General features: G+C 72.5%; 26 protein-coding genes and 1 tRNA gene. 10 read left to right on the forward strand and 17 right to left on the reverse strand.

The annotated features are described in order from the left end of the window. Positions 1 to 75: 75 nt before the first annotated feature. The 5 genes from ACQPZW_RS30945 to ACQPZW_RS30965 all read right to left on the reverse strand — a co-directional run bounded on the left by ACQPZW_RS30945 (position 76) and on the right by ACQPZW_RS30965 (position 5,206). The gene (locus tag ACQPZW_RS30945) at positions 76 to 1,704 is read right to left on the reverse strand and encodes an ankyrin repeat domain-containing protein (protein WP_433789570.1); all 1,629 of its coding nucleotides are present in this window, start codon (positions 1,702 to 1,704) and stop codon (positions 76 to 78) included. Positions 1,705 to 1,747: 43 nt separating this feature from the next. Beyond that, a complete protein-coding gene (locus tag ACQPZW_RS30950) occupies positions 1,748 to 3,325 on the reverse strand; it encodes an ankyrin repeat domain-containing protein (protein ID WP_433789571.1) in 1,578 nt (525 codons plus the stop codon). Then, the gene (locus ACQPZW_RS30955) at positions 3,322 to 4,416 is read right to left on the reverse strand and encodes a gala protein (RefSeq protein WP_433789572.1); all 1,095 of its coding nucleotides are present in this window, start codon (positions 4,414 to 4,416) and stop codon (positions 3,322 to 3,324) included. Before ACQPZW_RS30955 ends, ACQPZW_RS30950 begins: the two co-directional genes overlap by 4 nt. Before the next feature lie 35 nt (positions 4,417 to 4,451). Then, positions 4,452 to 4,524, reverse strand: a tRNA-OTHER gene (locus ACQPZW_RS30960). 37 nt (positions 4,525 to 4,561) lie between these two features. Then, positions 4,562 to 5,206, reverse strand: coding sequence for a TetR/AcrR family transcriptional regulator (locus ACQPZW_RS30965; RefSeq protein ID WP_433789573.1), 645 nt, complete (start codon positions 5,204 to 5,206; stop codon positions 4,562 to 4,564). Positions 5,207 to 5,248: 42 nt separating this feature from the next. Here ACQPZW_RS30965 and ACQPZW_RS30970 point away from each other — a divergent pair, with 42 nt between their 5' ends. Continuing rightward, positions 5,249 to 5,992, forward strand: a complete 744-nt coding sequence (locus tag ACQPZW_RS30970; protein ID WP_433789574.1) for a DUF4386 domain-containing protein — start codon at positions 5,249 to 5,251, stop codon at positions 5,990 to 5,992. On the opposite strand, the gene ACQPZW_RS30975 is transcribed toward ACQPZW_RS30970, so the two are convergent. The 3 genes from ACQPZW_RS30975 to ACQPZW_RS30985 form a co-directional block, all read right to left on the reverse strand. After that, entirely contained in the window at positions 5,897 to 6,226 is a 330-nt protein-coding gene (locus ACQPZW_RS30975; protein ID WP_433789575.1) for a hydrogenase maturation nickel metallochaperone HypA, read from the reverse strand. The two genes, ACQPZW_RS30970 and ACQPZW_RS30975, sit on opposite strands and share 96 nt — an antisense overlap. A 139-nt stretch (positions 6,227 to 6,365) precedes the next feature. Then, positions 6,366 to 6,950: a hypothetical protein gene (locus ACQPZW_RS30980; protein ID WP_433789576.1), complete on the reverse strand. Its 585-nt coding sequence runs from the start codon at positions 6,948 to 6,950 to the stop codon at positions 6,366 to 6,368. A gap of 116 nt (positions 6,951 to 7,066) precedes the next feature. Further along, positions 7,067 to 8,572 carry a glycoside hydrolase family 5 protein gene (locus tag ACQPZW_RS30985; protein WP_433789577.1) on the reverse strand — a complete coding sequence of 502 codons (1,506 nt, stop codon included), beginning with the start codon at positions 8,570 to 8,572 and terminating at the stop codon, positions 7,067 to 7,069. Positions 8,573 to 8,990: 418 nt separating this feature from the next. On the opposite strand from ACQPZW_RS30985, the gene ACQPZW_RS30990 reads away from it, so the two are divergent. From ACQPZW_RS30990 to ACQPZW_RS31000, 3 genes are read left to right on the forward strand one after another with little or no spacing between them, the layout of a single operon-like run. After that, complete coding sequence (locus tag ACQPZW_RS30990; protein ID WP_433789578.1) at positions 8,991 to 10,460, forward strand: APC family permease; 1,470 nt, start codon at positions 8,991 to 8,993, stop codon at positions 10,458 to 10,460. Continuing rightward, positions 10,457 to 11,302: a hypothetical protein gene (locus ACQPZW_RS30995; protein WP_433789579.1), complete on the forward strand. Its 846-nt coding sequence runs from the start codon at positions 10,457 to 10,459 to the stop codon at positions 11,300 to 11,302. The genes ACQPZW_RS30990 and ACQPZW_RS30995 overlap by 4 nt, the downstream gene beginning before the upstream one ends. Then, entirely contained in the window at positions 11,302 to 12,429 is a 1,128-nt protein-coding gene (locus ACQPZW_RS31000; RefSeq protein WP_433789580.1) for a pyridoxal-dependent decarboxylase, read from the forward strand. The genes ACQPZW_RS30995 and ACQPZW_RS31000 overlap by 1 nt, the downstream gene beginning before the upstream one ends. Before the next feature lie 133 nt (positions 12,430 to 12,562). On the opposite strand, the gene ACQPZW_RS31005 is transcribed toward ACQPZW_RS31000, so the two are convergent. Genes ACQPZW_RS31005 through ACQPZW_RS31015 form a run of 3 tightly spaced genes read right to left on the reverse strand, consistent with a single transcriptional unit; the run spans position 12,563 to position 16,169 of the window. Continuing rightward, complete coding sequence (locus ACQPZW_RS31005; RefSeq protein WP_433789581.1) at positions 12,563 to 14,182, reverse strand: acyl-CoA dehydrogenase family protein; 1,620 nt, start codon at positions 14,180 to 14,182, stop codon at positions 12,563 to 12,565. Next, positions 14,179 to 15,537, reverse strand: coding sequence for a patatin-like phospholipase family protein (locus ACQPZW_RS31010; protein ID WP_433789582.1), 1,359 nt, complete (start codon positions 15,535 to 15,537; stop codon positions 14,179 to 14,181). Before ACQPZW_RS31010 ends, ACQPZW_RS31005 begins: the two co-directional genes overlap by 4 nt. Beyond that, complete coding sequence (locus ACQPZW_RS31015) at positions 15,534 to 16,169, reverse strand: TetR/AcrR family transcriptional regulator (protein ID WP_433789583.1); 636 nt, start codon at positions 16,167 to 16,169, stop codon at positions 15,534 to 15,536. The genes ACQPZW_RS31010 and ACQPZW_RS31015 overlap by 4 nt, the downstream gene beginning before the upstream one ends. A gap of 225 nt (positions 16,170 to 16,394) precedes the next feature. Here ACQPZW_RS31015 and ACQPZW_RS31020 point away from each other — a divergent pair, with 225 nt between their 5' ends. Next, positions 16,395 to 16,706: a hypothetical protein gene (locus ACQPZW_RS31020; protein WP_433789584.1), complete on the forward strand. Its 312-nt coding sequence runs from the start codon at positions 16,395 to 16,397 to the stop codon at positions 16,704 to 16,706. A 97-nt stretch (positions 16,707 to 16,803) separates the two neighbouring features. On the opposite strand, the gene ACQPZW_RS31025 is transcribed toward ACQPZW_RS31020, so the two are convergent. Beyond that, the gene (locus tag ACQPZW_RS31025) at positions 16,804 to 18,003 is read right to left on the reverse strand and encodes a calcium-binding protein (RefSeq protein ID WP_433789585.1); all 1,200 of its coding nucleotides are present in this window, start codon (positions 18,001 to 18,003) and stop codon (positions 16,804 to 16,806) included. Between the two features lie 134 nt (positions 18,004 to 18,137). On the opposite strand from ACQPZW_RS31025, the gene ACQPZW_RS31030 reads away from it, so the two are divergent. The 3 genes from ACQPZW_RS31030 (at position 18,138) to ACQPZW_RS31040 (ending at position 20,231) form a co-directional block, all read left to right on the forward strand. Next, the gene (locus ACQPZW_RS31030; RefSeq protein WP_433789586.1) at positions 18,138 to 18,566 is read left to right on the forward strand and encodes an Rrf2 family transcriptional regulator; all 429 of its coding nucleotides are present in this window, start codon (positions 18,138 to 18,140) and stop codon (positions 18,564 to 18,566) included. Between the two features lie 79 nt (positions 18,567 to 18,645). Next, on the forward strand, positions 18,646 to 19,512 hold the full coding sequence (locus tag ACQPZW_RS31035; protein WP_433789587.1) for an ABC transporter permease: 867 nt from the start codon (positions 18,646 to 18,648) through the stop codon (positions 19,510 to 19,512). Between the two features lie 128 nt (positions 19,513 to 19,640). Further along, positions 19,641 to 20,231 (forward strand): SMI1/KNR4 family protein, encoded by a 591-nt coding sequence (locus tag ACQPZW_RS31040; RefSeq protein ID WP_433789588.1) that lies wholly within the window; start codon positions 19,641 to 19,643, stop codon positions 20,229 to 20,231. A gap of 90 nt (positions 20,232 to 20,321) precedes the next feature. Here the strand turns inward: ACQPZW_RS31040 and ACQPZW_RS31045 are convergent, their stop codons facing one another. Continuing rightward, a complete protein-coding gene (locus ACQPZW_RS31045; protein WP_433789589.1) occupies positions 20,322 to 21,272 on the reverse strand; it encodes a hypothetical protein in 951 nt (316 codons plus the stop codon). A gap of 450 nt (positions 21,273 to 21,722) precedes the next feature. Next, the gene (locus ACQPZW_RS31050; RefSeq protein WP_433789590.1) at positions 21,723 to 22,109 is read right to left on the reverse strand and encodes a TetR/AcrR family transcriptional regulator C-terminal domain-containing protein; all 387 of its coding nucleotides are present in this window, start codon (positions 22,107 to 22,109) and stop codon (positions 21,723 to 21,725) included. A 1-nt stretch (position 22,110) separates the two neighbouring features. Between ACQPZW_RS31050 and ACQPZW_RS31055 the strand changes: the two genes are divergently transcribed. Together ACQPZW_RS31055 and ACQPZW_RS31060 are read left to right on the forward strand one after the other, a co-directional pair. Then, positions 22,111 to 22,578 carry a DUF1772 domain-containing protein gene (locus ACQPZW_RS31055; RefSeq protein WP_433789591.1) on the forward strand — a complete coding sequence of 156 codons (468 nt, stop codon included), beginning with the start codon at positions 22,111 to 22,113 and terminating at the stop codon, positions 22,576 to 22,578. Positions 22,579 to 22,975: 397 nt separating this feature from the next. Next, positions 22,976 to 23,338 carry a YciI family protein gene (locus ACQPZW_RS31060; protein ID WP_433789592.1) on the forward strand — a complete coding sequence of 121 codons (363 nt, stop codon included), beginning with the start codon at positions 22,976 to 22,978 and terminating at the stop codon, positions 23,336 to 23,338. A gap of 170 nt (positions 23,339 to 23,508) precedes the next feature. On the opposite strand, the gene ACQPZW_RS31065 is transcribed toward ACQPZW_RS31060, so the two are convergent. From ACQPZW_RS31065 to ACQPZW_RS31075, 3 genes are all read right to left on the reverse strand, one after another. Next, positions 23,509 to 24,150, reverse strand: coding sequence for a hypothetical protein (locus ACQPZW_RS31065; protein ID WP_433789593.1), 642 nt, complete (start codon positions 24,148 to 24,150; stop codon positions 23,509 to 23,511). Positions 24,151 to 24,240: 90 nt separating this feature from the next. Then, positions 24,241 to 24,678, reverse strand: coding sequence for a chemotaxis protein CheW (locus ACQPZW_RS31070; protein WP_433789594.1), 438 nt, complete (start codon positions 24,676 to 24,678; stop codon positions 24,241 to 24,243). Between the two features lie 178 nt (positions 24,679 to 24,856). Beyond that, on the reverse strand, positions 24,857 to 26,008 hold the full coding sequence (locus ACQPZW_RS31075; RefSeq protein WP_433789595.1) for a PucR family transcriptional regulator: 1,152 nt from the start codon (positions 26,006 to 26,008) through the stop codon (positions 24,857 to 24,859). Positions 26,009 to 26,085 lie beyond the last annotated feature (77 nt).

Raw genomic sequence — 26,085 nt, forward strand, 5'->3', positions numbered from 1 at the left:
GGGGCGGGTTCGGTGCCACCGCACCGAAGCAAGTGCCACCGCGCCGGAGCGGACGAGCCCCCACCGACATCTCTGTCAGGGCGACCGCTCGCGCAGGTAGGCGACGGCCGTCTCGAAGTCGGGATCGACGTCTTCGAGGTAGTCGAGGATCTCGAGGATCTCGTCGCAGTGCTCGATCACCGACATGTCGTACTGGTTGGGCAGGCGGGGGTCGGCGCCGGCGTCGGCCAGGGCGATGATCAGGTCGGCCGGCCAGCGGTGGACGACGGCGAGGTAGAGCGGCGTGCTGCCCTCCTTGTCGCGGGCGTTGACGTCGAGGCCCTCGGCGAGCAGGCGCGGGAGCAGGCGCCCGTAGTCGAACGAACGGGCCCGGTGCATCAGCGTGCGCCCGCGGCTGTCGCGCAGGTGGGGGTTCATACCGGCGTCGAGCAGCTCGAACACGGTCCGGGTACCGCCGTGGATCATGAGCTGCCACAGGTCCTCGCGGTGTGCCCGCAACCTCCGGGGCAGCCGGCCCGGTTCGCCCTGCCAGGCCTGCTCCGCCGCGAAGCACCCGCTGACGGCGCCGCCGAAGGCGCCCAGCGCGCGTTCCCTTCGCCGTTCGGTGTCGGTGTGCCCGGGGAGGTCGAGCCGGCCGAGGCGGACGCCGATCTCGTGCCAGTCGCCCCGGCATCGCACCCGCACCGCCCCGGCGACGACCGCCGGCGCGGGAGCGGCGACCGCACCGCGGCCGGCCGATGGCAGGGGCGGGGCGCTGGGGAACAGGGCCGCACGGACCATCGGGTGCACCTCGGCCGGAGTGATCCGGCCGGCCCTGATGAGGTCGAGGTCGACCTGATGGCGGACCAGGTCCGGGTGGAGGCGGGGCAGGCTCCACGCGGTCGTGGTGCGGTAGTCGCCGACGGACTGCCACGTGGCCCGCACGGTGTCGCCGTCCACGTCGCATCGCAGATGGTCGCTGTGACCGGCCCAGAGGGACCACGTGGTCACGCCGGTCTGCCGGGTGACGAGCCGAAGGTGGTGTGCCAGGCGCACCGGGTCGACCACCCGCAGGAGCTGTTCGTCCTCGTATCCGGGCCAGGGCGTCGCCGGGTCTTCGCCGATCACGAACCCGGCCTCGGCGAACGCCCCGGCGGGAGTGGGTGTCAGGCGCGCCCGCTCGCCGCGGGACGCCGGGTCGTCGGAGGACCCGAGCGCCTCGGCCGGCAGTGGATCACCAGCTCCGGTGAACGCGGGCGCCCGTGTGGTGGAGCCGCCGATCGCGGCGCGCAGGTCGTCGGCGTGCCGGGCGTCCCACAGGTGGGCGGGCACCAGCGAGACCTCGCGGAGGTCCAGCTCGTCCCAGCGGGCGGCGTCGAGTCTGAGCCGCTGGGAGCCGTACATCGACAGGAGCGCCTGCACGACCGGCACCACGGTGTCCGGGCCGATCACCGCGTCGGCCGGCACCAGCACGTGAGGCTGGTCGACGGCGAGGGTGGTGTGGCCGCCGAGCGCCCGTGGCAGGTGCCAGCGCAGCAGGTCCGGGGCGAGATGGGTGACGAGGTCCGCGGCGGCCTCGGACACGTCGATCCGTCCGGCGGCCCAGGCGGCCCGCCGGTCGCCGCGCTCCCGGGCGTCGGCGCACTCGGCGATCATCCGCGGCGGGACGGCATAGCGGCGGACGCGCTGCCACTCGGCGAGCGCGAGTGGGTCGTGACCGCTCACCGCGCCCCCTTCCGAGCCGAGCGGAGCATACGCGACCGGCCGGTCACCGCGCCCGTTCGCGCAGGTGCTCCAGCGCCTCCCGGAACTCGGTGCGCAGCCGGCTGCCGTACTTCAGCGAGGTGACCGCGTAGTCGCGTGCCGACTCGCCCTGCCGGTTGCGGATCCGGGGATCGGCGCCGGCCTCGAGCAGAGTGGTGATCACATCGGCCGGGCCGTGCTGCACGACGATCCGGTGGAGAGCCGTATATCCCTCCTTGTCGACGGTGTCGAGGCCCACCCCGGCAGCGAGCAGGCGGGGCAGCACCCGCCGGTGGTCGAACGCCGGGATCCGGTGGATCAGCGTGCCGCCGGCGCCGTCACGCAGCTGTGGGTCGAGGCCGTCGTCGAGGAGCTCGAGCAGCGTACGGGTACCGCCGTGGATCAGCCGCTGCCACAGGTCGGCCCGGTAGGCACGCAGTCGTCGTGGCAGCCGGCCGAGCGCCCCGTACCACAACTGCTCGACCGCGAAGCAGCCGGTGACCGCGCCGCCGAAGGCTCGCATCGCGCGTTCCCGCTGCCGCTCCTCGATGGTGTGCGCGAGGGGGTCGAGCCGTCCGAGCCGGGCCTCGATCTCGTGCCAGACCCCGTTGCAGCGGACCCGGACCAGCTCGCCGTCGGTGGGCACGAACGGGTCGGCCGGAGTGCCGGGGAAGAGCACGTCACGCACGAGCGGGTGCAGGGCGCCGGGCCGCAGGTGGCCCTGCCGGACGAGCTCCAGGTCGGCGGCATACCGCACCAGGCTGATCTGAATGCCCGGGTCCAGCTCGCGAGTGGTCCAGGTGACGCGCACCGCACCGTCGCCGACGACCACGGTGAGGTAGCGATAGGAGTACGCGCAGAGGGTCAGGACGCGCTCGCCGAGGCGGTCGGCCAGCCAGCGGACGTCGTGCGCCAGCCGCAGCGGGTCGAGTGGCTCCAGCTGCCAGTTGCGGTCGGCTGCCGCCCATTCGTCGTCCTGTCCGGCCGTGAGCTCGAAACCGGCCTCGACGAAGGCCTCGCGGCGCCGGGGCGCCCGCCACACCCGTTCGGCGCGGGCGGGCAGGTCGTCACCGATGCCGAGGGCCTCCTCCGGCCGCGGCTCCCCCGCTGCGGTGAGCAGCGGAAGACGCTGGTCGGAGCCACCGAGCGCGGCGCGCAGCCCGGCGGTGTGCCGGACGTCCCAGAGGTACGCCGGAACGGGTGCCGCCCGTCCGCCGCGCAGGTCGGCCGCCCCGCGCACGGCGCCGAGAAGCAGCCGTTGCGGCCCGTCGTGCGTGTCGGACGATCGCACGGTCAGCAGAACGGTGCCGGACGTGACCGGTTCGTCGGGGATCAGCAGGTAGCGTTGGCCGGCGGCGAACCCGGTCGATCCGTGCAGGGTCCGTGGCAGGTGCCAGCGCAGCAGGTCCGGTGCGAGGTGGACGGCCCGCGCGGCGGCCTCGGCCTCCAGACCGGGCGGGAGGTCGACGTCGATCCGGGCGGCCTCGCAGGCGGCCCGCCAGTCGCCGCGCCGGCGTGCCTCGGCGCACTCGGCGATCATCCGGGCCGGCACCGCGTACTTGCGGATGTTGCGCCAGTCGGACGGGAACAGCGCACGACTCACCGGTAGACGCTCACGATCGCGCTGATGTCCTCGTGCGGTGTGCCGGCCGAGCGTGGGGCGAGCCGTCGCATCCGCCGGGGCACGCCGCCGTTGATGCCGAGGTGGTCGAGCCCGGCACCGGCGGCGAGCAGCAGTTTGGCGCCGCGCCCGCCGATGCCGGTGAACCGGACGTCGAGGCGGCGCAGGGCACTGCCCGGGAGGGTCTCGGCGAGGAGGGCCGCGCCGGTGTCACCGAGCGAGTTGGGGCGGCCGCCGAGCGCGCGCTCGGAGGGTGGGCGGGACAGGTCGAGGGCGGTCCACGAGCGGAGGTTCGCGGCCAGGGCGGTGACGTCGGTGATGCCGTTGCCGCCCAGGCCGAGCGTCATCGCGTACTCCCGGAGGTCCTCGGCGAGCGCCGTGATGCCGGTGTCGCCCAGATGGTTGACGGCGAGGTAGAGCTCGCGAACCCCGCCCTCGCGGACGAACCGGGAGAGCACCGGGACGGCGTCCGGCCGGAGGCCGTTGCCGCCGAGGAAGAGGCGCTCGAGACCGGCGGGACGGGCGGCGAGGGCGTCGGCGAGCGGCTCCAGGCCGGCGGCGGTGAGGCCGGTGTTGACCAGGTCGAGCGTACGCAGAGCGCGGTTGCCCCGCAGTGCGGACGCCAGCCGGGCCACTCCCTCGTCGCCGATCGGGTTGCGCTTGAGCCACAGTGCGCGGATGCCGTCGTCGGCGGCCAGCCGGTCGGCGAGGGCGCCGGCCCCGTCGGCGTCGATCCGGTTGCATCCGAGGTAGACGGTGCTGATGCGGTGCCCGCCGGGCAGGGCGCCGGCGACCGCGCGGGCGCCCTCGGGGCCGAGCCCGTTGGTGCCGAGCAGCAGGTGGGTGGCGTGCGGGGAGCCGGCGGCGACCTCGACGACGCGGGCCGCCTGGACCGGGCCGAGGCCCTGTTTGCACAGGTCGACTCGGCCGTCCGGGCGCAGCAGGCCGCGCGCGAACTCCTCGGTGGTGGTGACCGGGCCGGGCGCGGCGAGCCGGCCCAGGATGCCGTCGAAGTCGGCGGGGTCGGCCAGGCCGCGATCCGGATCGGTGATCGCCGGGCACCGCACCTGCATGTCGCCGCCTCCCCCGGGCTCGCGAAGTAGGGCGGCGAGACCGGCCGGATTCGAACCGGCGTCCTCCTGCTCGATGCCAAGGCGCGACGACCTCTGCGCTACGACCTCGCCGCGCCGGAGCATACGCGAGCCCTCCGACATCTCCTCAGAGCGGCGGATCGCGGCGTGCCCGGTCGAGACCGTCGAGCAGCAGATCCAGTGTGAACTCGAACTCGACCCGGCTGTCGCACCACCCCAGCTCGGCATCGTGCGCCTCGCTCGCGACCATGGCCACCAGGTTGGGCAGCAGGTCCGCGGCGGCGCTCAGGTCGCCGGCGCCGTCGGCGGAGGGGCTGAAGGCCTCCTGCACGAAGCCCAGCGGCATGCTGCCGAAGGCGTGCAGGGCGCGATGGGCGATCCGGTACGAGAAGCCGGCGCCCACCATCACGCCGATGATCGCGTCGTAGTGCCGCAGCACCCCGACCGGCACCGTGGTCCGGGTGTTGAGCAGGCCCGGCCCCCAACGGTGGCGCAGCATCACCTCCCGCGCCGCGAGGAACCACGCCCGCAGCCTCGCCCGCCAGTCCCGGGTCTCGTCGACCGCGGCGACCGCCGTGAGGATCTCGTCGACCAGTGTCTCGGCGACCCCGTCGAGCAGCGCGTCCTTGCCGCGCAGGTGGTGGTAGAGCGACATGGCCTCGACGCCCAGCTCGGCGCCGAGGCGCCGCATGGTCACCGCGGGGAGGCCGTCGCGGTCGGCGATGCCGACGGCCGCCCGCAGGACCCGCTCTCTGGTCAACGCCTTGCGCACGGGCGCTACCTTACATCGTAAGGTTCTTCCTCGGGAGCAGACATGCCGCAAATCGACCGCTCACACCTCGTCCGGACCGCCCGCATCACTGGTTCGCTCTACCTTGGCCTGGCCGTCGCCGGCCTGCTCGGGTTCCTGATCACCCGCCCCCGGCTCTTCGACACCGGCGACCCCGCCGCGACCCTCTCGAATCTGGTCGACCAGCCCGGCCTCGCCGCCGCGCTCGTGGTGTTCGAGCTGCTCATCGTGCTCACCCAGGCGCTGGCCGCGGCCTGGTTCTACCGCCTGTTCCGTCCCGGCGATCCGGTGTCGGCGCTCGGTATCGGCGCGTTCGGCCTGGTCAACGCGGTCGTCATCCTGATCAGCGCGGCCCTGCTGTCGGCCGCCGACAACATCGCCGCGGACCCGTTCGGCGCGGCGGCGGACACCGTCCAGCTGCTCTTCGTGACCAGCGGCGAGCTGTGGGCGGCCGGGGCGATCTTCTTCGGGCTGTGGCTGATCCCGATGGGTACGGCCGTGCTGCGCACCGGATGGATGCCCCGCCCACTCGGCTGGGTGCTGATCGTCGGCGGCCTCGGCTACCTGCTGCACGCGTTCGTCGGGTTCCAGCCGCTGACCGTCCCGGCGACGGTCGGCGAGTTCTGGATGATCGGCTACCTGCTGTTCCGGGGCGTCGCCAGGACGGCCGGGTCAGGCGACCTCCATCGCGACGATGTCCAGCTCGCGGCCCGTGGTGACGGTGACATCGGCACTGCCGCAGGGGCAGAGCGGGATCAGGTCGGGTAGTCGCTGCTCGATCCGGCAGGTCCGGCAGAACACGACGGCCGGGCGCAGGTCCAGGTCGAGCGCGGCCCCGTGCGCGGCCGTCCCGGTGGCGGCCAGCTGGAAACAGAACCGCATGTGGTCGGGCAGGACCGCGGTCAGCGCTCCGATCCGGAGGATGACCCGCCGGACCGGCCGGCCCGCGGCGCGGGTGCAGACCGTGTCCACGATGTTCTCGGCGATCGCCAGCTCGTGCATGAAACCCTCCCCGGCTGTGTACCCCGGTCAGGTGGCGCGGATTGACAGTCTCCCACGTCCACGAGAACCCTGTTACCGGCGTCACACCAAAGGGAGAGTGATGGGCCGCGGTCGCGATGGGCGCGACCGCGGTCCGATCTCAGTGGGTGTACGGCTCCAGGCACCCGAACTCAGCGTTGGCGCCCCGCACCTCGACCAGCAGCCGCTCCGGGCGGATGTCACCGACCACGCAGCCACCGACCCCGAACCGCACCTCGAACACCGCGCCTTCGGGCACGTGATCCATCCAGGACGGCTGCCGCATCGGGGTGACACCCACCCGCTCCGGGTCCAGTCTCAGGCCGATCAGCGCGGCGCGGGTCGACTCGGGCGCGAAGTCACCGGCCGCGCGCAGCCTCGCCAGCGCCTCCTCGACCCGCGCGGCGAGCCGGTCGCCCTCCTTCTGCTCGGCGGCCGTCAGCCCGTGGCGCTGCTTCCACCCGTTGTTGTCGGCGTGGTTGGGCGGCCCGTCACCGGGCGGCCCGGCATCCACCGAGGCCGGGGCCGACACCGTCGCCGAGGCCGGGGCCGTCGCCGGGGCCGGGGCCTTCGCCGGGGCCGACACCGTCGCCGACGGCTCTGGGGTGGAGAACACCGGTCCAGCGGTCCGCCGGCCGGCACATCCGCCGAGCACCGACAGGACGACCAGCCCCGCCGCACCGTACAACCCGAGCGTTCCACGCATTCGCCCCATGCTAGGAGCGGCTGTCCAGCCCGTCCGGGCGCGTCGGCGCCGATGGTGGTGACCGCCGGGATGCTGCTGTCCGGAGCATCCCGGCGGTTCTTCGCCCGGCCGGTGGCCTAGCGGGGGCTGCCGACGCCGGTGAGGATGCGGCTGCGGATGTAGCGGCCCGACTCGGTCAGCACGCCGGTGCCCGCGAACGTGGAGCCCGCGCAGGTGCCCTGCTTGAAGGCCGAGTTGGTCTCCCGGCCGTCGGAGAGGCTCCACATGCCGTACCCGATCTTGTTCGCCTTGAGCAGGTCGAGCCACGCGTCGGTGCTGGCGAAGTCGTTGCCGCCGTCACCGGTGAACGTCTGGGTGCCGAACTCGCTGACGAACAGGGGCAGCTTCTTCGCGGCCCGGGCCACGACGGCCCGCCGGTCGGCGCCGTGCGACGCGGCGTAGAAGTGGAACGTGTACATGATGTTGGCGAACTTCACCGGGTCGTCGACGATCTCGGTCTCGTCGCTGCCGTCGGTGAGGCCGAGCGACGAGAAGCCGCGGGTGCCGACGAGCACCACGCTGTCCGGGGCGTTCTGCCGGATCACCGGGATGACCTGGTTGGCGTAGTTCAGGATGCCGTCCCAGCTCACGCCGTTGGGCTCGTTGGCGATCTCGTAGATGACGTTGTTCTTGGCACGGTGCGCGGCGGTCACGTCGGCGAAGAACCTCTTGGCCAGCGCGGTGTTCACGTTCGGGTCGCCGGGCGTGAGGGTGTGGAAGTCGACGATCACGTACAAACCCTGCCTGGTGGCCTCGTTCACCAGCCCGTTGACCTTGGCGGTGAACCCGGCCGGGTCGGTCTCCAGACCACCCTCCTGGACGTACATGCTGAGCCTGATGAAGTCGGCCTTCCAGTCGTTGCGCAGCGCGTTCAGCGAGCCGGGGTTGACGCAGTTCGGGAAGAACTGCAGGCCGTGGCTGCTCATGCCGCGCAGTTGGATCGGCTGGCCGGCCTGGTTGCAGAGGTTGACCCCGCACACCTTGAGGCGCCCGTTGACGGCGACCGGGGTGCCGCCCGCGGGGGCGGCGGTGGTCGGTGCGGCCGGCGGGGCGGTGGTGGCCGGCGGCTTCGCGGGGGCGGTCGTGGGCTTGGCCGGCGGCTTCGTGGTGGCGGCCGGCGCGGCGGTGGACGGCACCGCGGTCGGCTGCTTCACGGGGGCGCCGCCCTTGGTGTCGAGCTTGCAGGGCGCCAGGCCCTCGGAGTTCAGATCGGGGCGTGCGGCGTTGCGGGCGATCGCCGTCTCGATCCGCTCGATGGTGGCGAAGCGCTTGTCCTTCAGCGGCCCGAGGATCGCGTTCTGGATGAAGTTCGGCCCGCCCTGCCCCTTGGTGCTGACGATGCGCTTGTTCGCCTCGTCGATCTGGGTGTTGAGCAGCTCCAGGTTGCGCTGCACGTCGGCGCGCTGCTGGGCGGGCACGGCGATGCCGATCCTGACGGCCGGGCAGCTGACCGTGGGCGTGGCCTCTCCGGCGGAGGCGACACCCAGCCCGACGCCGAGCCCGACGACGGTCACACCGGCTACCGCGCCGATCTGCCACCTGCGGGACCGGAGACGGGACTTGTCGAAACGCGATCTGTACATTGGGAGCCTCCACTGAGCCTGCGCTACGCCCGGCTATACGGGAGCGCTCCCAGATCGGATCAACGCAGTACCCCGGCATTTCGCCGCGGCGCGAACCGACACTCAGATCACCGATTTTGCCTGTTTCGATCCGTGCGGCACGTTTTCGGATCTTTGATGCGGTACGTCGTCGCTCGATGTCGTGAACGATGCAGCTCTCGGTGATACGTGCGTGTAAGTGTTACGTACCGCCTGGTCATGAGGGCGACTCGGCGCGCACGGGCGCCGCACTGATCCGTTCCCTCACGGGCGTGAAAGGCGGGTCTCCGCCGCTCAAGCCCGTCCCTGCAGTCAACCTCTCGGGAGGCTCCGCAATGCGCGGATCGTTCGGTGCCCAGTGCGCCGATGTCCTTTTCGTGCCGTGCCCGGTGGTGAGCCGGTGAGGCCCGGGATGACGGTGCTGGCCCGCTACTCGATGGGCCCCGCGGCGCTGGCCGGAGCGGCCATCGTCGCGTCGTCGCCGCAGACCGTGCTCAACGGCGGCATCCCCGCGACCTACGCCGCGACCGGCGCCGCCGGCGTGCCACTGTCGTTCCTGGTGATCATGACGGTCATGGCCTTCCTGGCCGTCCCCTACGTGGCGGTCGGCCGGCACGTGCCGCACGGCGCCCCGTTCTACGCACAGCTCGCCCGCGGCGGCAACCCGACCTGGGGGCTGGCCGGCGCGGCGGTGACGTTCATCGGCTACAGCGCGCTGCAGGCCAGCCTGTACCCGCTGCTCGGCAGCACGGTCGCCGGCCTGGTCGGCGCCGGCGAGTGGTGGATGTGGGCGATCGTCGCCTGGCTGGCCGTGCTGCTGCTCGGCCAGTACCCCGGCGCGGTCGGCGCACGGGTCCTCGGGGTGCTGCTCGCCCTGGAGATCGCCGTGGTGCTGCTGTTCATCCTCGCCGGGCTCACCCACCCCGCGGCCGGCGCAGGCACGGCAGCGGGCGCGGGTCTCGCGTTCGCGCCGTCGAGCCTGGTCGTCGCGGGCGCCACCTCGACCCTGCTGGTGTACGCGGCCGCCGCGTTCGCCGGCACCGAGACGGCACTGGCCTACGCCGAGGAGGCGACCTCGTACCGCGCCATGGCGATCGGGTCGGCCGCGGCGATCGGCGGCGGCGGGCTCCTGTACTGCCTGGCCTCCTGGGCCTACGGCGCCTGGAACGGCTTCGCCGACGTGCGAAACGGCACGGCCCGGCAGCCGCTGGCGCTGCTCGGCGAGGTGTACGGCTCCGGCATCGCCGAGCTGTCCACCCTGCTGCTGGTCACCAGCATCCTGGCCGCACAGGCGTCGTTCGGCGCCGCCATCGCCCGCAACGTGTTCGCCCTCGCCAGAGAGGGCGTGCTGCCCGTCTCGTGGCAGAAGGTCAGCCCCGGCGCCAAGGGCGGCGCCCCGCTCGGCGGGACCGCGGTCCAGGCCGTCACCTCGGCCGTGGTGCTGACCGTCATGGCGCTCGCCGGAGCCGACCCGATGACCACGATCTTCCCGTGGCTGTCGACGATCGGCGCGGTGTGCGTGCTGGCGCTGCTGACGGCGACCTCGTGGTCGGCGTACACCTTCTTCGAGAAGGGTCTCGGCGGCAACGAGAACGTGTTCGTGCGCCGGGTGTGCCCGGTCGCCGGTGGGACCCTCGGCGTACTGGCCCTGTTCTTCATGGCCGGCAGCATCGGCACGCTGCTGGGCACCGAACCGGGATCGACGCGCCCGTGGCTGGTCACCGCGGTGATCGGCGGCGGCGTGCTGACGGCGATGCTCGTCGGACGGCGCCTGCGGCGGACCCGGCCCGACGTCTACCGGGGCATCGGTCGTGGTGTTCCGGACGGGCGTACGGTCCTGGACCCGGCTCTGGAGGACGTGGAGGTATGACAGCTCTCGCCGAACCCCAGTCCGGGGCCCACCCGCCGTCCCTGCCGCTGAACCGTTCCGCCTACCCGGTCCCGGCCGACACCGGTGGCTGGCAGTCACCGGCCGAGCGCCACCGGGAGCAGGAGGCGGCCGACGCCGAGACCCTCGTCCGGCAGAACCTGGAGTGGTCGCTGTTCGAGCGCGCGCACGCGTTGAGCGTCCGGCACGCGTCCGCCGCCTGGGAGCGCCGGTTCCGCCGCCCTCTCGTCCCGTACGCCCTCGCCGCCCTGTTCCGGCAGCGGACCGCCGACGGCATGGTGGTCACCGCGGCCACCCGGCTGTGGCTGGCCGGGCCGGAGCCGTCCGATCCCGTCGACCTGCTGACCGCACTGGTAGCGCTGGCCCGCGACCGGGACCCGCGGCACCCGTGGGACGTGCGGACGGCGCTCGCCAACCGCCACGACGTGCCGGACCAGGCCGTGTACACCGGGCTGGCGCTGTCCAGCCTCGACACCCGCACCGGCACGTTCGCCGAGGCGTGCGCGGACGCCCGGTCGGAGCTGAACATCCCGGGGACCATCCTCTACCTGGCCGGTGATCCGGCGGTGCACGGTGGGCAGCGGGCGCTGGTCGCCGACCGTCGTGGCGCCGACGGCCACAACGCCCTGACCATCTCCAGTCACGAGGCGCTCAGCACTCCGGTCATCCTGTCGCGGTGGCCGTACACCCGGGTCGCCCTGTCCCTGCTGTACGAGCGTTCCGGCTACGGCCGGGTGCTGCAGAGGATGTCCGAGCTGGACAGCGAGATCAATGCCGCGGACGCGCAGAGGCGCGGTCCGTTGTCGTGGTGGAGGAACCACTGATGGCCGGGGACCGCTGCTACGAGCTGGCGTTCCCCGGCGCCACCGACCTCACCTACCGGCACCTGGCCGGAGTCGTCACCGGACGGCTGCTCAACAACGTCGGCGATCCGTTCGAGCACGGGCACGGGCGCAACCACACCAAGGACGTCGAGGTACGGGTGGTGCGCTGGCTGGGCGAGCTGTTCGGCGCCGGTGACGACGTGTGGGGCTATGTGACCGGCGGCGCCAGCGAGGGCACCCTGCACGCCGTCGACGAGGCCGCCACCGCCCACCCCGACGTGGTGGTCTACGCCTCGGCCGCGGCCCACTACTCGGTGGCCAAGGCGGCCCGCCTGGTCCGGGCGCCGCTGGTCCGGGTCGACACCGACGAGCGGGACCGGATGAGCCTGGACCGTCTGCGGGACCGGTTGCTGGAGCACCCGGGACGGGCGGCGATGGTCGTCGCCACGGTGGGCACGACCGAGCGGGAGGCCGTGGACGACGTCGCGGGCATCGCCGGTCTCTGTGACGATCTGCGGATCGTTCGGCGGCGCCTCCATGTCGACGCGGCGCTGGCCGGCATCCCGCGGGCGCTGCTGCCGGACGGGGCGCGGCCCGGGTTCGGCTTCGGCGCGGGCGCGACCAGCCTGGTGATCAGCGGGCACAAGTTCCCGTCGACGCTGACACCGTGTGCGGTGATCCTGTATCCGCGGCGCCCGTCGGGTCCGGACCAGCAACGGATCTCCTACATCGGCTCGTCGGACACGACGATCGGCGGCTCCCGGTCGGGGCACACTCCGCTGCTGCTGGCCGCGTCGCTGCTCGGGCAGGGCCATCGCGGGCACCGGCGGCGGGCGCAACGGTCGCGGGACCTGGCGGCGTACACCTACGACGCGCTACGCCGGATCGGCTGGCCGGCCCAGCGGCTGCCGGACGCGTTCACGGTCACCCTCGCGCAGCCGGGACCGTTGCCGCGGCCGTGGGTGCTGGGCGGCGACGAGCGTACCGGCCGGATCATCTGCATGCCCGGCATCGAGCAGGCGTGGATCGCCGAGCTGGTCGCCGACCTGGACGGTCTGCTCCGCGGGCGCATCCACGTCCCGGTTCCCCGCCGGGGTCACCGGCGGCCGGAGACGGCGGCCAGGTGAGTGGGCGCCCGGCGGCCGGAGACGGCGGCCAGGTGAGTGCCGGCCCGGGCCACCGGCGGCCGGAGACGGCGGCCGGGTGAGTGGGCGCCGGGGTCGTCGCCGGACGGTGACGGCCCCGGCGGCGACGTGCGTGTCAGGCGCGGGCCGCGATCGTCGCGAGGGACAGCCCCGGGTCGAGGGCGCCGTACTCCAGGCTGCGATCGGGTCCGAGGCGGGCCGCCACGAAGGCGTCGGCGACGGCGGCCGGGGCTTCGCGGATGAGCACGGCCGCCTGCAGGCCGAGAGCCAGGGACTCGACGACTCGGCGGGCCGAGGCGCCGGACGTGGACGGGTCGGCCGCGACGCCGGCGATCAGCCTGCGGGTGGCGGCGACGTGGGCGTCGTACGCCGCATGCGCCCCCAGCGCCGACGACAGCTCCCGGTCGACCGCCTCCACCGACGCGGGCTCCCGGGACATCGCCCGCAGCACGTCGAGGGCGATGACGTTGCCCGAGCCCTCCCACACGGCCATGACCGGCTGCTCCCGATAGCGCCGGGCCAGCGGGAAGCTCTCCGTGTAGCCGTTGCCGCCGAGGCATTCGAGCGCCTCGTACGCGTGGTTCGGCCCCCGTTTGCAGACCCAGTACTTGCCGACCGCCGTGGCCAGCCGCCGGAAGGCCACCGACTCGTCGTCGTCGCTGTCGTAGGCGGCGGCCAGGCGCAGGGCGGTCCAGGTGGCGGCCTCGGCCTCGAGCTGCAGGTCGGCGATCACCGACATCATGGCCGGCTGGTCGATCAGCACCGCCCCGAACGCGCTGCGGTGCCGCACGTGCCAGGCCGCCTCGGCGACGGACTGGCGCATCCCGGCGGCGCTGCCGAGCACGCAGTCGAGCCGGGTCTGCGCGACCATCTCGATGATCGTGCGGACGCCGCGGCCCTCCTCGCCGAGCAGCCGGCCGACCGTGCCGTCGAGCTCGATCTCGCTGGAGGCGTTCGACCGGTTGCCGAGTTTGTCCTTGAGCCGCTGGATACGGAACACGTTGCGGTCGCCGCCGGGCAGCACCCGGGGGACCAGGAAGCAGGACAGTCCGCCGGGGGCCTGGGCGAGGACGAGGAACGCGTCCGACTGCGGCGCCGAGCAGAACCACTTGTGCCCGGTCAGACGCCAGGTCCCGTCGCCGGCCGAGTGGGCACGGGTGGTGTTCGCCCGTACATCCGATCCGCCCTGTTTCTCCGTCATGGCCATGCCGAAGATCGCCGACGTCTTCACCGCGGGGTCTTCCAGCGCCGGGTCGTAGACCCGTGAGTAGACCTTGGGCAGCCACTCGTCGGCCAGTTCGGTGCTCAACCGCAGCGACGGCACGACCGCGTGGGTCATGCTCACCGGGCAGGCGTGCCCGGCCTCGACCTGCGCGAACAGCATGAAGGTCGCGGCGCGTGCCACGTGGGCGCCGGGCTGGGGCGCGGACCAGCAGCCGGTGTGGGCGCCGTGCTCGATCGCCGCGCCGATGACCCGGTGGTAGCCGGGGTGGAAGTCGACCGCGTCGACCCGGTGGCCCCAACGGTCGTGCGAGGCGAAGACCGGCGGGTGCGTGTTGGCGAGTTCGGCGTCGCGCTGGAAGTCCGCGCCGCCGACCAGCTCGCCGACCGTGGTCAGGTCCGGTGCCGCCCAGCTCGCGCCGTGACGTGCGACGGCCTCGGTCAGCGCCGGATTGATCAGGTATTCGTTGAGGCCGGTCCGGGGCGGGGCCTGGTTGACGACGTCGTGGGTCACCGCAGCTCCTTCAGGACGGTGCGGGCGACGGCCGCCGCGGCGTCCCGGGCGGCCCGCAGCGCGGTCTGGTCACGTTCCAGGCGGCCCGGCAGCGGGTCGTCGACCCGGGGCGCTATGCACAGCGTGCTCAGACCGTGCGACCAACCGTCGCGGACCTGCTGCAACGTCTCCCGGTAGCGGTGCGGCCGGCCCCGGTAGGCGGCTGCCAGCTCCGGGTTGAGCCGGCGCAGGTAACGCTCGACCACGACGTCCGCGGCGCCGTACGCCGGTTGCGTGCCGGGTGGCCGGGTGGCCAGCACGATCGCGTGGGTGGCGCCCCGCGCGGCCGCGGTCAGCACCGGCACCGCCTCGACGATCCCGCCGTCGAGCCAGCGGCGGCCGCGCAGCTCGACCGGGTCGCCGGCGAGCAGCGGCAGCAGTCCCGAGGCGTGCAGGCAGCCGACCAGGTCGTCGCGGTCGGTGAAGCCGGTGAGCGCCTCGGCCCGGCCGGTGTCGATGTCGGTGGCCACCATGACGAGCTTCTCGGCCTGCGCCGTGCCGGCCAGCGCCCCGAACCCGAACAGCTCGTCGACCCGCCGGACCAGCAGCGGCCCGTCGATCACCGGCCGGCCCCGGACGAACCGGCGCACGTCGATGAACTCGGGCGAGGAGAAGATCTCGGCGTAGGAGTCGGCCATCGGGCCGGCCGCGCCGACCGCCACCGCGGTGGCGTTGACCGCGCCCGCCGACGTGCCGACGATCAGGTCGACCGTGTCGAGGAAGCCCTCCTCCTCGATCGCCGCGGCCATCGCGGCCGACACGATGCCGCGCATGCCGCCACCCTCGATGACCAGCGCGACGGTGGCCCCGTCGTCGTTGTCGCCGGTGCGCCGCCGCCGGGTGAGCACCTCCTGCACGGTGGGCCCGCCGCGACCGGTTCGCCGTGGCGGGATCGACGGGGAGGCCGGTCCCATGATCGTCCCCTGTGCGACCGCCACCAGGAGCGCGCTGCCGTCCTCGGCGACCGCGTGCAGCTCGCACCGGCAGGCGGCCCGGCGGCCCTCGGCGCGCAGCACGGTGCCGGTGGCCCGCAGGGTGCGGCCGTGGGCCGGGGCGAGGTAGTCGACGGTCAGGCCGGAGGTGACGACGTCGGGTCCGAGGGCGGCGGCGCCGGCGAACGCGATGGCGGTGTCCGCCGCGTAGGCGACGATACCGTCGTGGACCGCGCCGCGGTGGTCGCTGATGTCCGGGCGGATGTCGAGCTCGACGACGGCGCTGCCCCGGCTGAACGCGACCAGGCGTGTCCCGAGCATCCGGCTGACGGACTGGTCGGCCAGCGCCTGCTGGGCGGTGGCCAGGGTCGGTGACACGGTCATCGGAATCCCCCCGCGCAGGACACGCCGAGGGCCCGGAAGCAGAACCCGCGGATGCCCTCGATCACGTTGTCCAGCTCGCCCTCCGACGGCTCCGGGCTGTCCGGCCGGATCCACCCGACCAGTGCCTCGGACACCGCGCCCATCACCGCCGACGACGCCAGCCGGGGATCCTGCGGCACGAACGCGCCGCTGGCCAGCCCGTCGCGGATGATCTGCTCGCCGATGTCGGTGTAGGAGCTGCGGTAGACCAGCCGCTCCGCCTCGACGACCGGGCTGACCGGCTCGAACAGCAGCGCCCACGCCATCCGCCGGCCGTGCAGGGCCCGGCCGCTGAAGATCCGGATCAGCTCCCCGATCCGCTCCGACGCCTGCTGTCCGGCATCCGACACGGCCGCCCGGACCAGGTCGATCTCATGACTGGCGGCGCTGCGGAAGACCTCGGCCAGCAGGCGGTCGCGGCTGTCGAAATAGGAGTAGACCGAGCCGACACTGGCCTGGCAGCGGGCGGCGATCGCGGCTACGGTGGCGGCTTTGAAGCCGTCGTCGGCCACCAGCGCGCGGGCCGCCCGCAGGAAGCCGTCGCGCTTGTCCTCCGCGTTCTTCCTGGTCAACGCGGTCGGGCGATAAGGCATCCGGAGACCCCCAAACTCTGAATCCGGATTCATTCCGAAGGCAAGGAGTGAACCACGATTCAAATCAACACCGCAACCAGGGGGTACGGTCCACCACACCCCGACCGCAACCATCGTGGTCCCGGGCCTACCACGCGACCCGGGCGGGCCGTCCCGGCCGCAACGCGACCGCCGGGCCGGGGCGATCCGATTGACCCGCCCGCGAACCGGGCATGGATCATCCACATGACTGTGGTGAGGAAGCGCTCCCGGCTGATCACCGTCGACGGCGTCGTCTACCGCTGGCGGGTCCGCCGGCACCCCGCCCACCTGGGCCCGCTCTCGTTCGCGATCGAGCGCGCCGACCGCCGCGGCACGGTCCTGATCGCCACCACCCCGGACACCCGTCCCACCGACTGGGTCGGCACCGCCACCCCGCCGGCCGTCCCGTCGATCGTGGCCGCGATGATCCGCGAGGCCCAGGAACAGGGCTGGCGCCCCGACGCCCCCGGCCCCTCGTTCCCGCTGACCGTCGACGCCCGCTCCTGGCCCACCTGACTCTCCGGACACGGAAACGGCCGGGCCACGCGGCCCGGCCGTTCCTCAACGCATAACTGCCGCTCCCTCAAGGCGTCACTGCCGCTCCCTCAAGGCGTCACTGCCAGGAGAGCGAGTCCGGCGAGAGGGTGCGCCGCTTCATGCCTTCCTCACCGCCGTCGTCCGGCTGAGCCTCGCAGCCGGTCACGCTCGAGATGTCGGTCACGTAGCAGTGGTCGCCCGCTGCGGTGTGCCCGCCACCGTCCACCTGGTCGGCCGCGGACGGCTCCTCGATCAGGCCGATGTACTCGTGGATCTTCTCGCCGGCGAGCAGATCGTCGCCGTCGCCACCCCGAACCTGGTCGTTGCCGGCGCCACCGGTGATCCAGTCGTCCCCGGCGCCACCCTCGATCACGTCGTGGCCGTCCCCGCCGAACACGAAGTCGGGGTCCTCCTCGCCGAAGATGACGTCGTCGCCCGCGCCGCCGACGACGATGTCGGTGTAGCGCCCGCCGGCCGGCGACGGGTGATCCCCGGCGCCGGCCCAGACGTGGTCGTCGCCCCCTTGGCCCTCGATCACGTCGGCGCCGGTGGACCCCCGGAGGATGTCGTCGCCGCCACCCCCGTCGATCCGGTCGTTCCCGGCCTGGCCGTAGAGGGAGTCCTCACCCGAGAAACCGTAGAGGGAGTCGTCGCCGTCACCGCCGGCCACGATGTCGTCGCCGGTCTCGCCGAAGACGGTGTCGTTCCCGGCGTCGCCCCAGATCCGGTCACCGCCGGTGCCGCCCCGGATCGAGTCGTCGCCCGCGCCGCCGCTGATCCGGTCGGCGCTGGAATCCCCGAGCAGCCGGTCGGCGCCACCGTTGCCGTACAGCCGGTCGGCGCCGGTGCCGCCGTTGAGCCCGTCCGGGCCGGAGCCGCCGTGCAGAGTGTCGGCGCCCGAGCCGCCGGTGGCGCTCAGGGCGACCGGCGTCCTGTTGCGCAGGGTGTCGTTGCGGTCCCCGAGCGAGACGGTGAGCTGCGACGTCGCCCGGGAGGTGGTGCACCGGACCTTGGTCCGGTCCCCCTTGACGGCCTTACAGCCCTTGCCCGCCTTGATCGCCACCCGGTCGTCGAGCGTGACGGTTCGGCCCGAGATGGTGATGGTCAGGGAGTTGGTGCTGCCGGCCGAGGCCTGGAACTGCACCTTGCCGGCCCCGACTACCTTGGCCGAGCCCGCGCCGGCCGCCGAAGCCGGCGACGAGAAGAGGAAGGGCGAGGCCACCACCGCGAGTGCGGCGGCCCCTGTGGCGGACAGCGTCCGCCGATCGATGAGCATCCGATGAGACCCCCGTTTCATTCGAGCGGCCGAAAGTGGGATCCGACCGCGTCCGCAGCAGCGTAGGGGGTGGATTGAGGACAGTCGAGCCCGGTTGATCACGGACGGCCGTCGCTGTAATAGGGTCGGTTACGATGGCGGCGAACAGCAGGGTGACGATAGCGGCACACGCATTGGCGTGGCTGGAGCTGGCGCGACAGCGCGGCCGACCCTGGCTGACCTCGGACGAGGTGGCCGCGAGCGTCAAGACCAACCCGGTGATCCTGCGGCGCAGTCTCGGCGACCTGCACAAGGCGGGGCTGGTCCGGTCCCGGCGCGGCGCGGGCGCCGGTTTCTCGCTGGCCCGCCCGGCCGAGGAGATCACCATGCTCGACGTGTGGAACGCGGTCTCCGCCGAGCCGCTGCTGGCCCTGCACCGCAGCGAGCCCAACCAGGATTGCCCGGTCGGCGCGGGCATCACGCCGGCCCTGACCGACACCTACGACGAGGCCACCGAGGCGTTCCGGGCGACGCTGGCCCGCCGCACGATCGCCGGGATCCTGGAGAAGATCCTCAACCCGTGATCCCCCCGGCTCTCCGTCCGTCCGTTACGGTGACGCCATACGAATGACGGCTGCCCTTTCACCACGAAGGAGACCGCCGATGTCGGAGACCGGCGTCATCCATGACATCGGGTACCAGCGTTACTCCGGTCCCCGGCTGGGCCGCCTCGCGATGCAGCAGGCCCTCTTCGTGCACGGGTTGCGTGCGGCCTTCGGGCTCGGCCGCTCCGCCAAGGCGAAGATCTTCCCCTGGCTCGTGGTCGGCATCATGCTGCTGGTCGCCGTCATCGTGGCGGCCGCCCGCTCGATCACCGGACAGGTGTTCTTCACCTACTTCCAGTACGCCGACCAGATGAGCCTGCTGATCATCTTCTTCGCGGGGATCGTCGCGCCGCAGCTGGTCTCCCGTGACCTGCGGGCCGGGGTGCTGCCGCTCTACTTCAGCCGTCCGTTGCGGGCCGCCGACTACGTGATCGCCAAGGTCGCCGCCATGACGGCCGCGGTCTGGCTGCTGCTCGGCATGCCGCAGCTCATCATGTTCCTCGGCGCCGCGTTCACCACGAAGACCGGCGCCAGAGGGGTGCTCGACGAGCTCGGGGACCTGCTGCCCGGCTGGGCCTACAGCCTGCTCTGGGCGGTGACGTTCGCCGCCGTCAGCCTGCTGATCGCGTCGCTCACCGGAAAGCAGGCGTTCGCCGCCGGTGGCGTCGTGGCGGTCTTCATGATGACCGTTCCGGTCGTCGGCGTGCTGGCCTCGCTGCCGAGCACCACCGCCAACAGCCTGTCCGGGCTGGCCAGCCCGATCTTCCTGATCGGAGGCGTCGGCGAGTGGCTCACCGCCGGCGAGAGCCAGCTCGACGTGGGCGTGGGCAGGTTCGGCCCGATCTACGGCATCGAGGCGGCGTGCCTGGTCACCGCGTGCCTGCTGCTCCTGCTCGCCCGCTACCGGAAGATCGCCTCGCTGTGAGCACCCGGGTCCTCATTCCGGGCCGGCAGACCGCCCCATCGCGAGAAGCGGCACAGGTCAGAGCCGACCGGCCCGGGCGTCCTGCCACGCCTGCCGGGACACCGCGTACGCGGCCTCATGATGTGTCGATGTTGCGTGATGAGGATCTTGCCCGTTTGGAAGCGGCCTGGCGCACTCAGCAGGCACCCATTGCCGGCAAGCTCCTACCCGGTCTGACGGATGCCCGGCGAGAAGAGCTCGAAGCCGCGCATGACGTGGTCGTGCCGGCGGAGTTGCGCTGCTGGTGGGGATGGCATGACGGGGTCCTGGGTGGCGGCCGGCGGGGCGGGTCGGACAGCGTCATCGGCGCGCCCTGGAACTTTCTGTCGCTGGAAGAGGCACTCGACGTGCGGCGGTTCCAGCTCGAGCGGGATCCGGGCCCGTTCCCGCAATCCGCGGAGCTCTGGAACGGTGAATGGGCGCCCTGGTGGCTTCCGGTGCTCAAGGCGGGATCCGCCCACTTCTTCGCCGACCTGTCCGCCTCGACCGATGGCGGCGTGCCGATGCACCTGTGGGCGCAGCAGCCGGATGACCCGTTCACGGCGGTGTTCGCCTCACTCGGCGAGATGATCCGGTGCTGCGCCATCGGCATCGAGCGACGGCATTTCGCGTGGTCGTCCGATCTTCAGGAGTGGGAGATCTCCGACTCCATCTCGGCCGACGCCATGCGGCTGCTCTGAGGCCGGCTCACCGTCGCCGGTGACACCCTCACCCTCGACCTCGCGGAGGAGCAGCCCGCAGGGACCCGTCAGGTCCCTGCGGGCCGGGGCTCAGACGGCCGGGGTGGTCAGGGCCGCCACGCGAGCGAGCGCGTGCTCGTTCACCGCGGTCCACCACGCCGTGCGCGCCGCGGCGTTCTTCTGCTCGGCAAGCCAGAGCTTGCGCACGGCCGGGGCGTCGACCTTGAGCAGGCGCCAGGTCGGGCTGGTCGACGTGGCGGCGGTCGTCGCGGTCCGCTGCCAGTCGTCGATCTGGACCTGCGTGGACTCCTGGTGGGCCGCCCAAGCGGCCAGCGCCGGGGATGCCTGCGCACCGACCGCTTCCCAGGCTCGCACCGCCTCGGCGCGGGCCGGCTCCGCGGCGTCCCCGACCGCGTCCCGCGCCAGCTGCTCGGCGCTCTCCGCCGCGACCACCGCGTCGCGGACATCCGTCCACCGGACGAACTCGGCGGCGACATGATCGGTGCGGAACACCTCGATGTCCACCTCGGCCGAGATGGCCCAGCGGTACAGCAGGAACTCCGCGATGGCGGCGTCGGTGCCGTCCGTCACGGCACGAGCCGCGCGTTCGCGCGCCACCGGGCTCAGGGCACTGACGGCCAGCTCGGCCACGAACGTCCGGTCCTCCGGGACCACGCCGCCCGCACCGGTGTCGAACGGCACCTTGTCGCGGTCCTTGGCGGCGGCGGCACTGTAGCCGGTGCTGGAGAACTCGGCGATCCTGGCCTCGGCGCCGTCCAGCGCCCGCAGGCCGGTCGCGTTCACCCAGGGGTGGTAGATCGCCAGGTGGGTACGGACCATCCGGGTCGCATACTCCGTCTGGCGCGCACGCGTCGCCGCGATGTCCGGCAGCACCCGGGTGTAGGTCTCGGTCAGGAAGGTGGTCCTCGCGGCCTGGTCGGACAGGATCGCCACGCGGGCGCGGCTGCGGATCATGGCTCGCGGGTCCTGGGTGGACAGCCAGCGGACGAACATGCGTTCCGCCTCCGCCTGCGTTTCCACCTGCGTCTCCGCCGCCATGGCCCGTGTTGCCGTCAACGGCACCGACGCCATGGCCACGACTGCCGCGACCAGTACATTTCTGCGCTTCACAACTCTCCCCGTATTGCCGATCGGCTTTCCTCGCCGTGTCCGATCGGACCACGGCGAGACAACGCGACAGTAGCCGCTGATCGAATTCGATGCGCCCCGTCGGTCGATCGACCGAGGACGGACGCGCGGTCTGCTGCCGTTACTCACCGAGTCGTCGGCCTCGATGTCCGGGAAGGCGTAGTCGCCGGGGCCCGCAAGCCTCGTCCGTGCCAGCCGCGAGATGGCGCGCCAACTGCTGGTTGCGCAAAACCCTCCACTCCTCCGCGGCCGCCAGGATGGAGTCGTCCCCGCATGAGCGGGGGTTTCCCGACTGGTCCGTGGACGTGTAGGTGAGACCCAAGGGGATACGGCCGAACCCGCTCAGCCAGTCGTGGGGGTGCTGCCGGCGAGGGTGAGGAAACGGTCGACGGCCAGTTCGGCCTCGGCGCGGAGGCGATCGGGTGGGGGTGCCGGCTCGCCGAGCAGCGACCGGATCTGCACGTCGCGGACGACCAGCCCGTACAGCAGCTGGAAAGCCTCGGCGGGGTCGCCGGAGCGCAGCCGGCCCTCGTCGGTGAGCCGGGTCAGGTAGGTCTCGACCAGCGGCCCGGTGGTGTGCCGGCCGTGCCGCAGCAGCAGGGCGGCGAGGTCGGGGGAGGTCATGGCGGCCCGGTTGAGCGCCACCGAAGTGTCGCTGGTGAGCAGCCGCAGCAGGTTCCCGGCGATGGCGGTCAGGGTCGCCCGCGCCTGGACCCTGGGGTCGGCCACCGTGGCCACCGGCCTGATCGCCGGGTTCTTCTACGCCTACGCCTGCTCCGTCATGCTCGGGCTGGCCCGGGTCGACGACCAGACCTTCATCGCCGCCATGCAGTGGATCAACGCCACCGTCCGCAACGGATGGTTCGCCGCCAGCTTCTTCGGCGCACTGCCGCTGACGGCCGCGGCCGCGATCCTGCACCTGCGCCGCGACGGCAGGCGGGTGCTGCCCTGGGCGGTGGCGGCCCTCCTGCTCTACGGGGCCGCCTTTGCGATCACGATGGGCATCAGCGTGCCGCTCAACGAGGAGCTCGCGGCGGCCGGCGATCCCGGTGCCATCAGCGATCCCGGCGCGGTGCGGGCGGCGTACGAGGATGTCTGGGTGCGCTGGAACCTGGTTCGTACGCTCGCCTCGACCGCCGCTCTGATCTGCCTGGCCCGGGCGCTGATCGTGCACGCCCGGCCGGCCGTCCACGCCTGACCGCCCACTGACCGACCGCCCTGCCCCGACTGGAGACCGCCTGATGGCTGACATTCCCGCCACGCCCCTGGCCGATGGGGCCGGTGAGACCTACATCGGGCTTCCTGTCGCTGCCCTGGCTGCTCGCGTTCGGTGTCGCCAAGCTGGCCCGACGCGGCACGCCGACATCTGATCCGGCGGCGGGTCCCGGACCGGATCCGGCGCCGCCGTCACAGCCCGGACCGCCGTCCGACTAGGGACGGCGCTCGGCCTCAGCACAATGTGGCGGGCCCCACCCCGCGCGGGCGCCATGATAGGCCGATGAAGGCGCGATGGCCGGCGGCGTCGGATTCGCCGGATGCCGTTCGTAGCGTATGTGGAGACGGACACCGGGTCCGGACGAACAGTGGGAGCGAGCATGCCCGAGTACCTCATCTACTTCAACCAGCAGTGGGTGGGCGACCACACCGAGGAATGGTTCCGCGGCCGCGGTCCGCTCTCCAAGGCGGTCGTCGAGGAGATCAAGGATGCCGGGGCCTACGTCTTCGCCGGAGGCCTGGAGGAAGAGGACGGCCCGGTCTTCAGTGCCGACGCCACCAGCGGTTCGGTGATCTTCACCGATGGGCCCTACGTCGAGACCAAGGAGTTCCTGGGCGGACTGACCATCGTGGACGTGCCCGACGAGGAGACCGCCCGCATGTGGGCCGGGAGGATCGCGGAGGCTTGCGGCTGGCCCCAGGAGGTTCGCCGCTTCAAGCCGTGGCGCAGATCCGGCGATTGAGATCGTCGTCCACCGGTCGAGCGGGACGACTCCGGGCGAGGTGGGGAGATGACACGGGTGAGTTTCGTCTGCAGCCTGGTGATCTGCTCGCGCAGCCGCCCCGCGGTCGCCGCTGTGGTGGTGAATACGGGGCTGGACGGGCCGCCTGGCCCGCCCAGCCCCGTGCCACGTCAGGCGCAGGCGCCGACCGTGGTGTTCAACTCGACGCCGGCACCGCTGGTCCCGTCGAGACCGATGGCATCGCCGACCGCCAAACCATCCGTCGAGGTCAGGGACAGGCCGACCCGGAAGGACAGATCAATCTCGGTCGAGCAGGCCGACCGGGGGTCGAAGCGGCTTCCGCCGCCCTGGTAGAACGGGCCGGTAGCGCCTGCCGAGTGGCTGGTCCGCTGGCCGTACCAGTCTGTTCCGTCGAATGAGCTCTCGAAGTAACGGCTGGCCTTCGTCCCAGCCGCGGTGGTGAGCCATCCACTCATCAGGTACTGGGCCGGCTTCAGCTCGGCCAGCTGGTCGAGCTGGAGGCGCACTCGCAGCTCGCATTCGATGGCGACACTCCGCTGGCCGACGGCGGGATACGCGTTGAGCAGTAGTGACGCGTCCCCACCGGCCTGCGCCTGGACGTCGAGCCAGTTGTCGCCCAGGTGAATGGCGGGCTGGCTGCACCCGTCACCCGCCGTCGACAGCAGCTCGGCCGAGACGACCAAGGGCACGTCCAAGCCTGGATCCGCGAACGCCGGCGTGCTGGTCCCGGCAACAACGGCTGTCGCGGCCATGGTGGAGAGAAACGCGGCACGAAGCCTGTTGATCAACATGTCATGGACCCTAATCGATCAACGCCACCACGTCCTTTCCGGTCGTGGCGGCCGGGACGTGGTTCGCGGCCCGGAGTCGCGAACGCCCTCTCAGGCCGAGACGCGGGTGGTGTTCACGCACTCGGCGACGTCCAGGACCAACAGCAACCGGCCCTCGGTCTTGTACGCGCCGGTGACCAACTGCCGTGACGGGCCGGTCAGTGTGGCCGGCGGGTCCTCGAACAGCTGCTGGTCGAGGTAGGCGACCTGCCCGATCCGGTCCACCAGCAGGCTCACCGGCTCACCCGCATACCGCACGATCACGTTCATGACCACGCCGGACATGTCCCGGCGGGGCAACCCGAACTGCACACGCAGGTCCACCGCGGCGATCACCTGCCCGCGGAGGTTGAACAGGCCGCCGATCGCGTTCGGCGCCATCGGCACCGGCGTGTACTCGCTGTACGACAGCACCTCCTGCACGGTCTCCACGTCCACGCCGAAGAATTGGCCCGCGACCTCGAAAGTGACGAACTGACGACTGGACATGCGAGACTCCCCGAGGTTGTGGCCGCCGGAGGACATGCCACGACGGGTCGCCAGGTTTATCGGACGTTCGAGTCCCGAGCCAAGGAAACAGCGCGATCTCCCGTAACCGGCACACCGCGGCGCAGGTGAGCGCTGCCGGCGGCCCACGGCCCACAAGGACGGCACCGGTCCGGCTCGGCTACCGGTCGCTGAGCACCAGCTGGAGCTCGAAGCGGACACGGGGGTCGTCGAGGTCGTCGCCGAGGAGCTCGCGCAGCCGGTTGAGGCGGTAACTGACCGTCTGCGGATGCACGAACAACTCGGCGGCGACGGCCGTACGCGAACCCCAGTGCCGTAACCAGCTGGACAGGGTGAGCAGGAACGCCTCGCGCTGGCTCGACCGCAGCCCCGCCAGGGGCGCGAGCCGCTGGGCGGTCAGGACCGCGAGAGCGCCGGGTTCGCCGCGCAACGCCAGCGCCGCGAAATGGTCGTCGACGAAGACCGGCTCGCGGCCGGTGGTGGTCAGTTCGGCCGCGCGTTCGGCGAGGCGGACGGCCTGCGGCACCTCGGTCCACGGCAGCGCCGGCCCGACCACGGCGTCCCGGCCGTCGAGGGCCTCGGTGAGCGCCGCCCGGTCGGTACGCGTCCCGGCGCGCAACAGCAGCACGGCGTCGCGGCCGCGTTCGGCGACCACACCGTCCGCGCCGAACCGGAACCGGGCGTCGCGGGCCTGGTCGGGTGGCAGCAGCACCGGCACGACGACGTCGACGGCCGGCCAGCCGATGCCGGCGGCGGCCTCGCGCACCGACTCGGGCGGGCTGCCGCCGGCCAGCAGCAGATCGGCCAGCTGGCGCCGCCGCCGGTCGCCTTCGCCGGCCTGTTCGCGCAGCTGGCGGGCCAGGCCGTCGGTGCAGGCGCTGGCCAGCTCGTCGATGAACGCGCTGGTGGCGTCGGACAGGTCGATGACCTCGGCGACGCTGACCGGCCGCTGTTCGGTGAGCGCCTGGGTGGCGGTGCGCAGCAGCAGACGGGACGCGACGCGCAGCGAGGCGAGCAGCGCTTCCGGGCCGCGGTTCTCCCGCGCCTCGGCGGCGCCGAGCGCCACGAACACCTCCCGGATGCGCGGCGGCAGCGCCGGCTCGTCGGTGCCGGCGAGATCCAGGAAACGATCAAGAGCGACCTGCACGGCGGTACGCACGTCGCGCTCGAATTTCTCGCCACCGGCGTCGCTGCTCTCCCCCACCGCGGCGGCGATCGCCTGCACGGCCGCGGGCAGGCGGGGCCGCATGGCGACGGCCAGATCCGCCGGCAGGTGGAGCCAGGGCGAATTTGTCACGCCGTGATAAGTCACCCGTTCATTCTTACTGGTTCGCCGATGATGCTTCGATCGGGAAGCCGGACGACGATGGTTCGGGTAGGACCCCCGCG

The sequence above is a fragment of the Actinoplanes sp. CA-252034 genome (assembly GCF_050956125.1).
GTDB lineage: Bacteria > Actinomycetota > Actinomycetes > Mycobacteriales > Micromonosporaceae > Actinoplanes.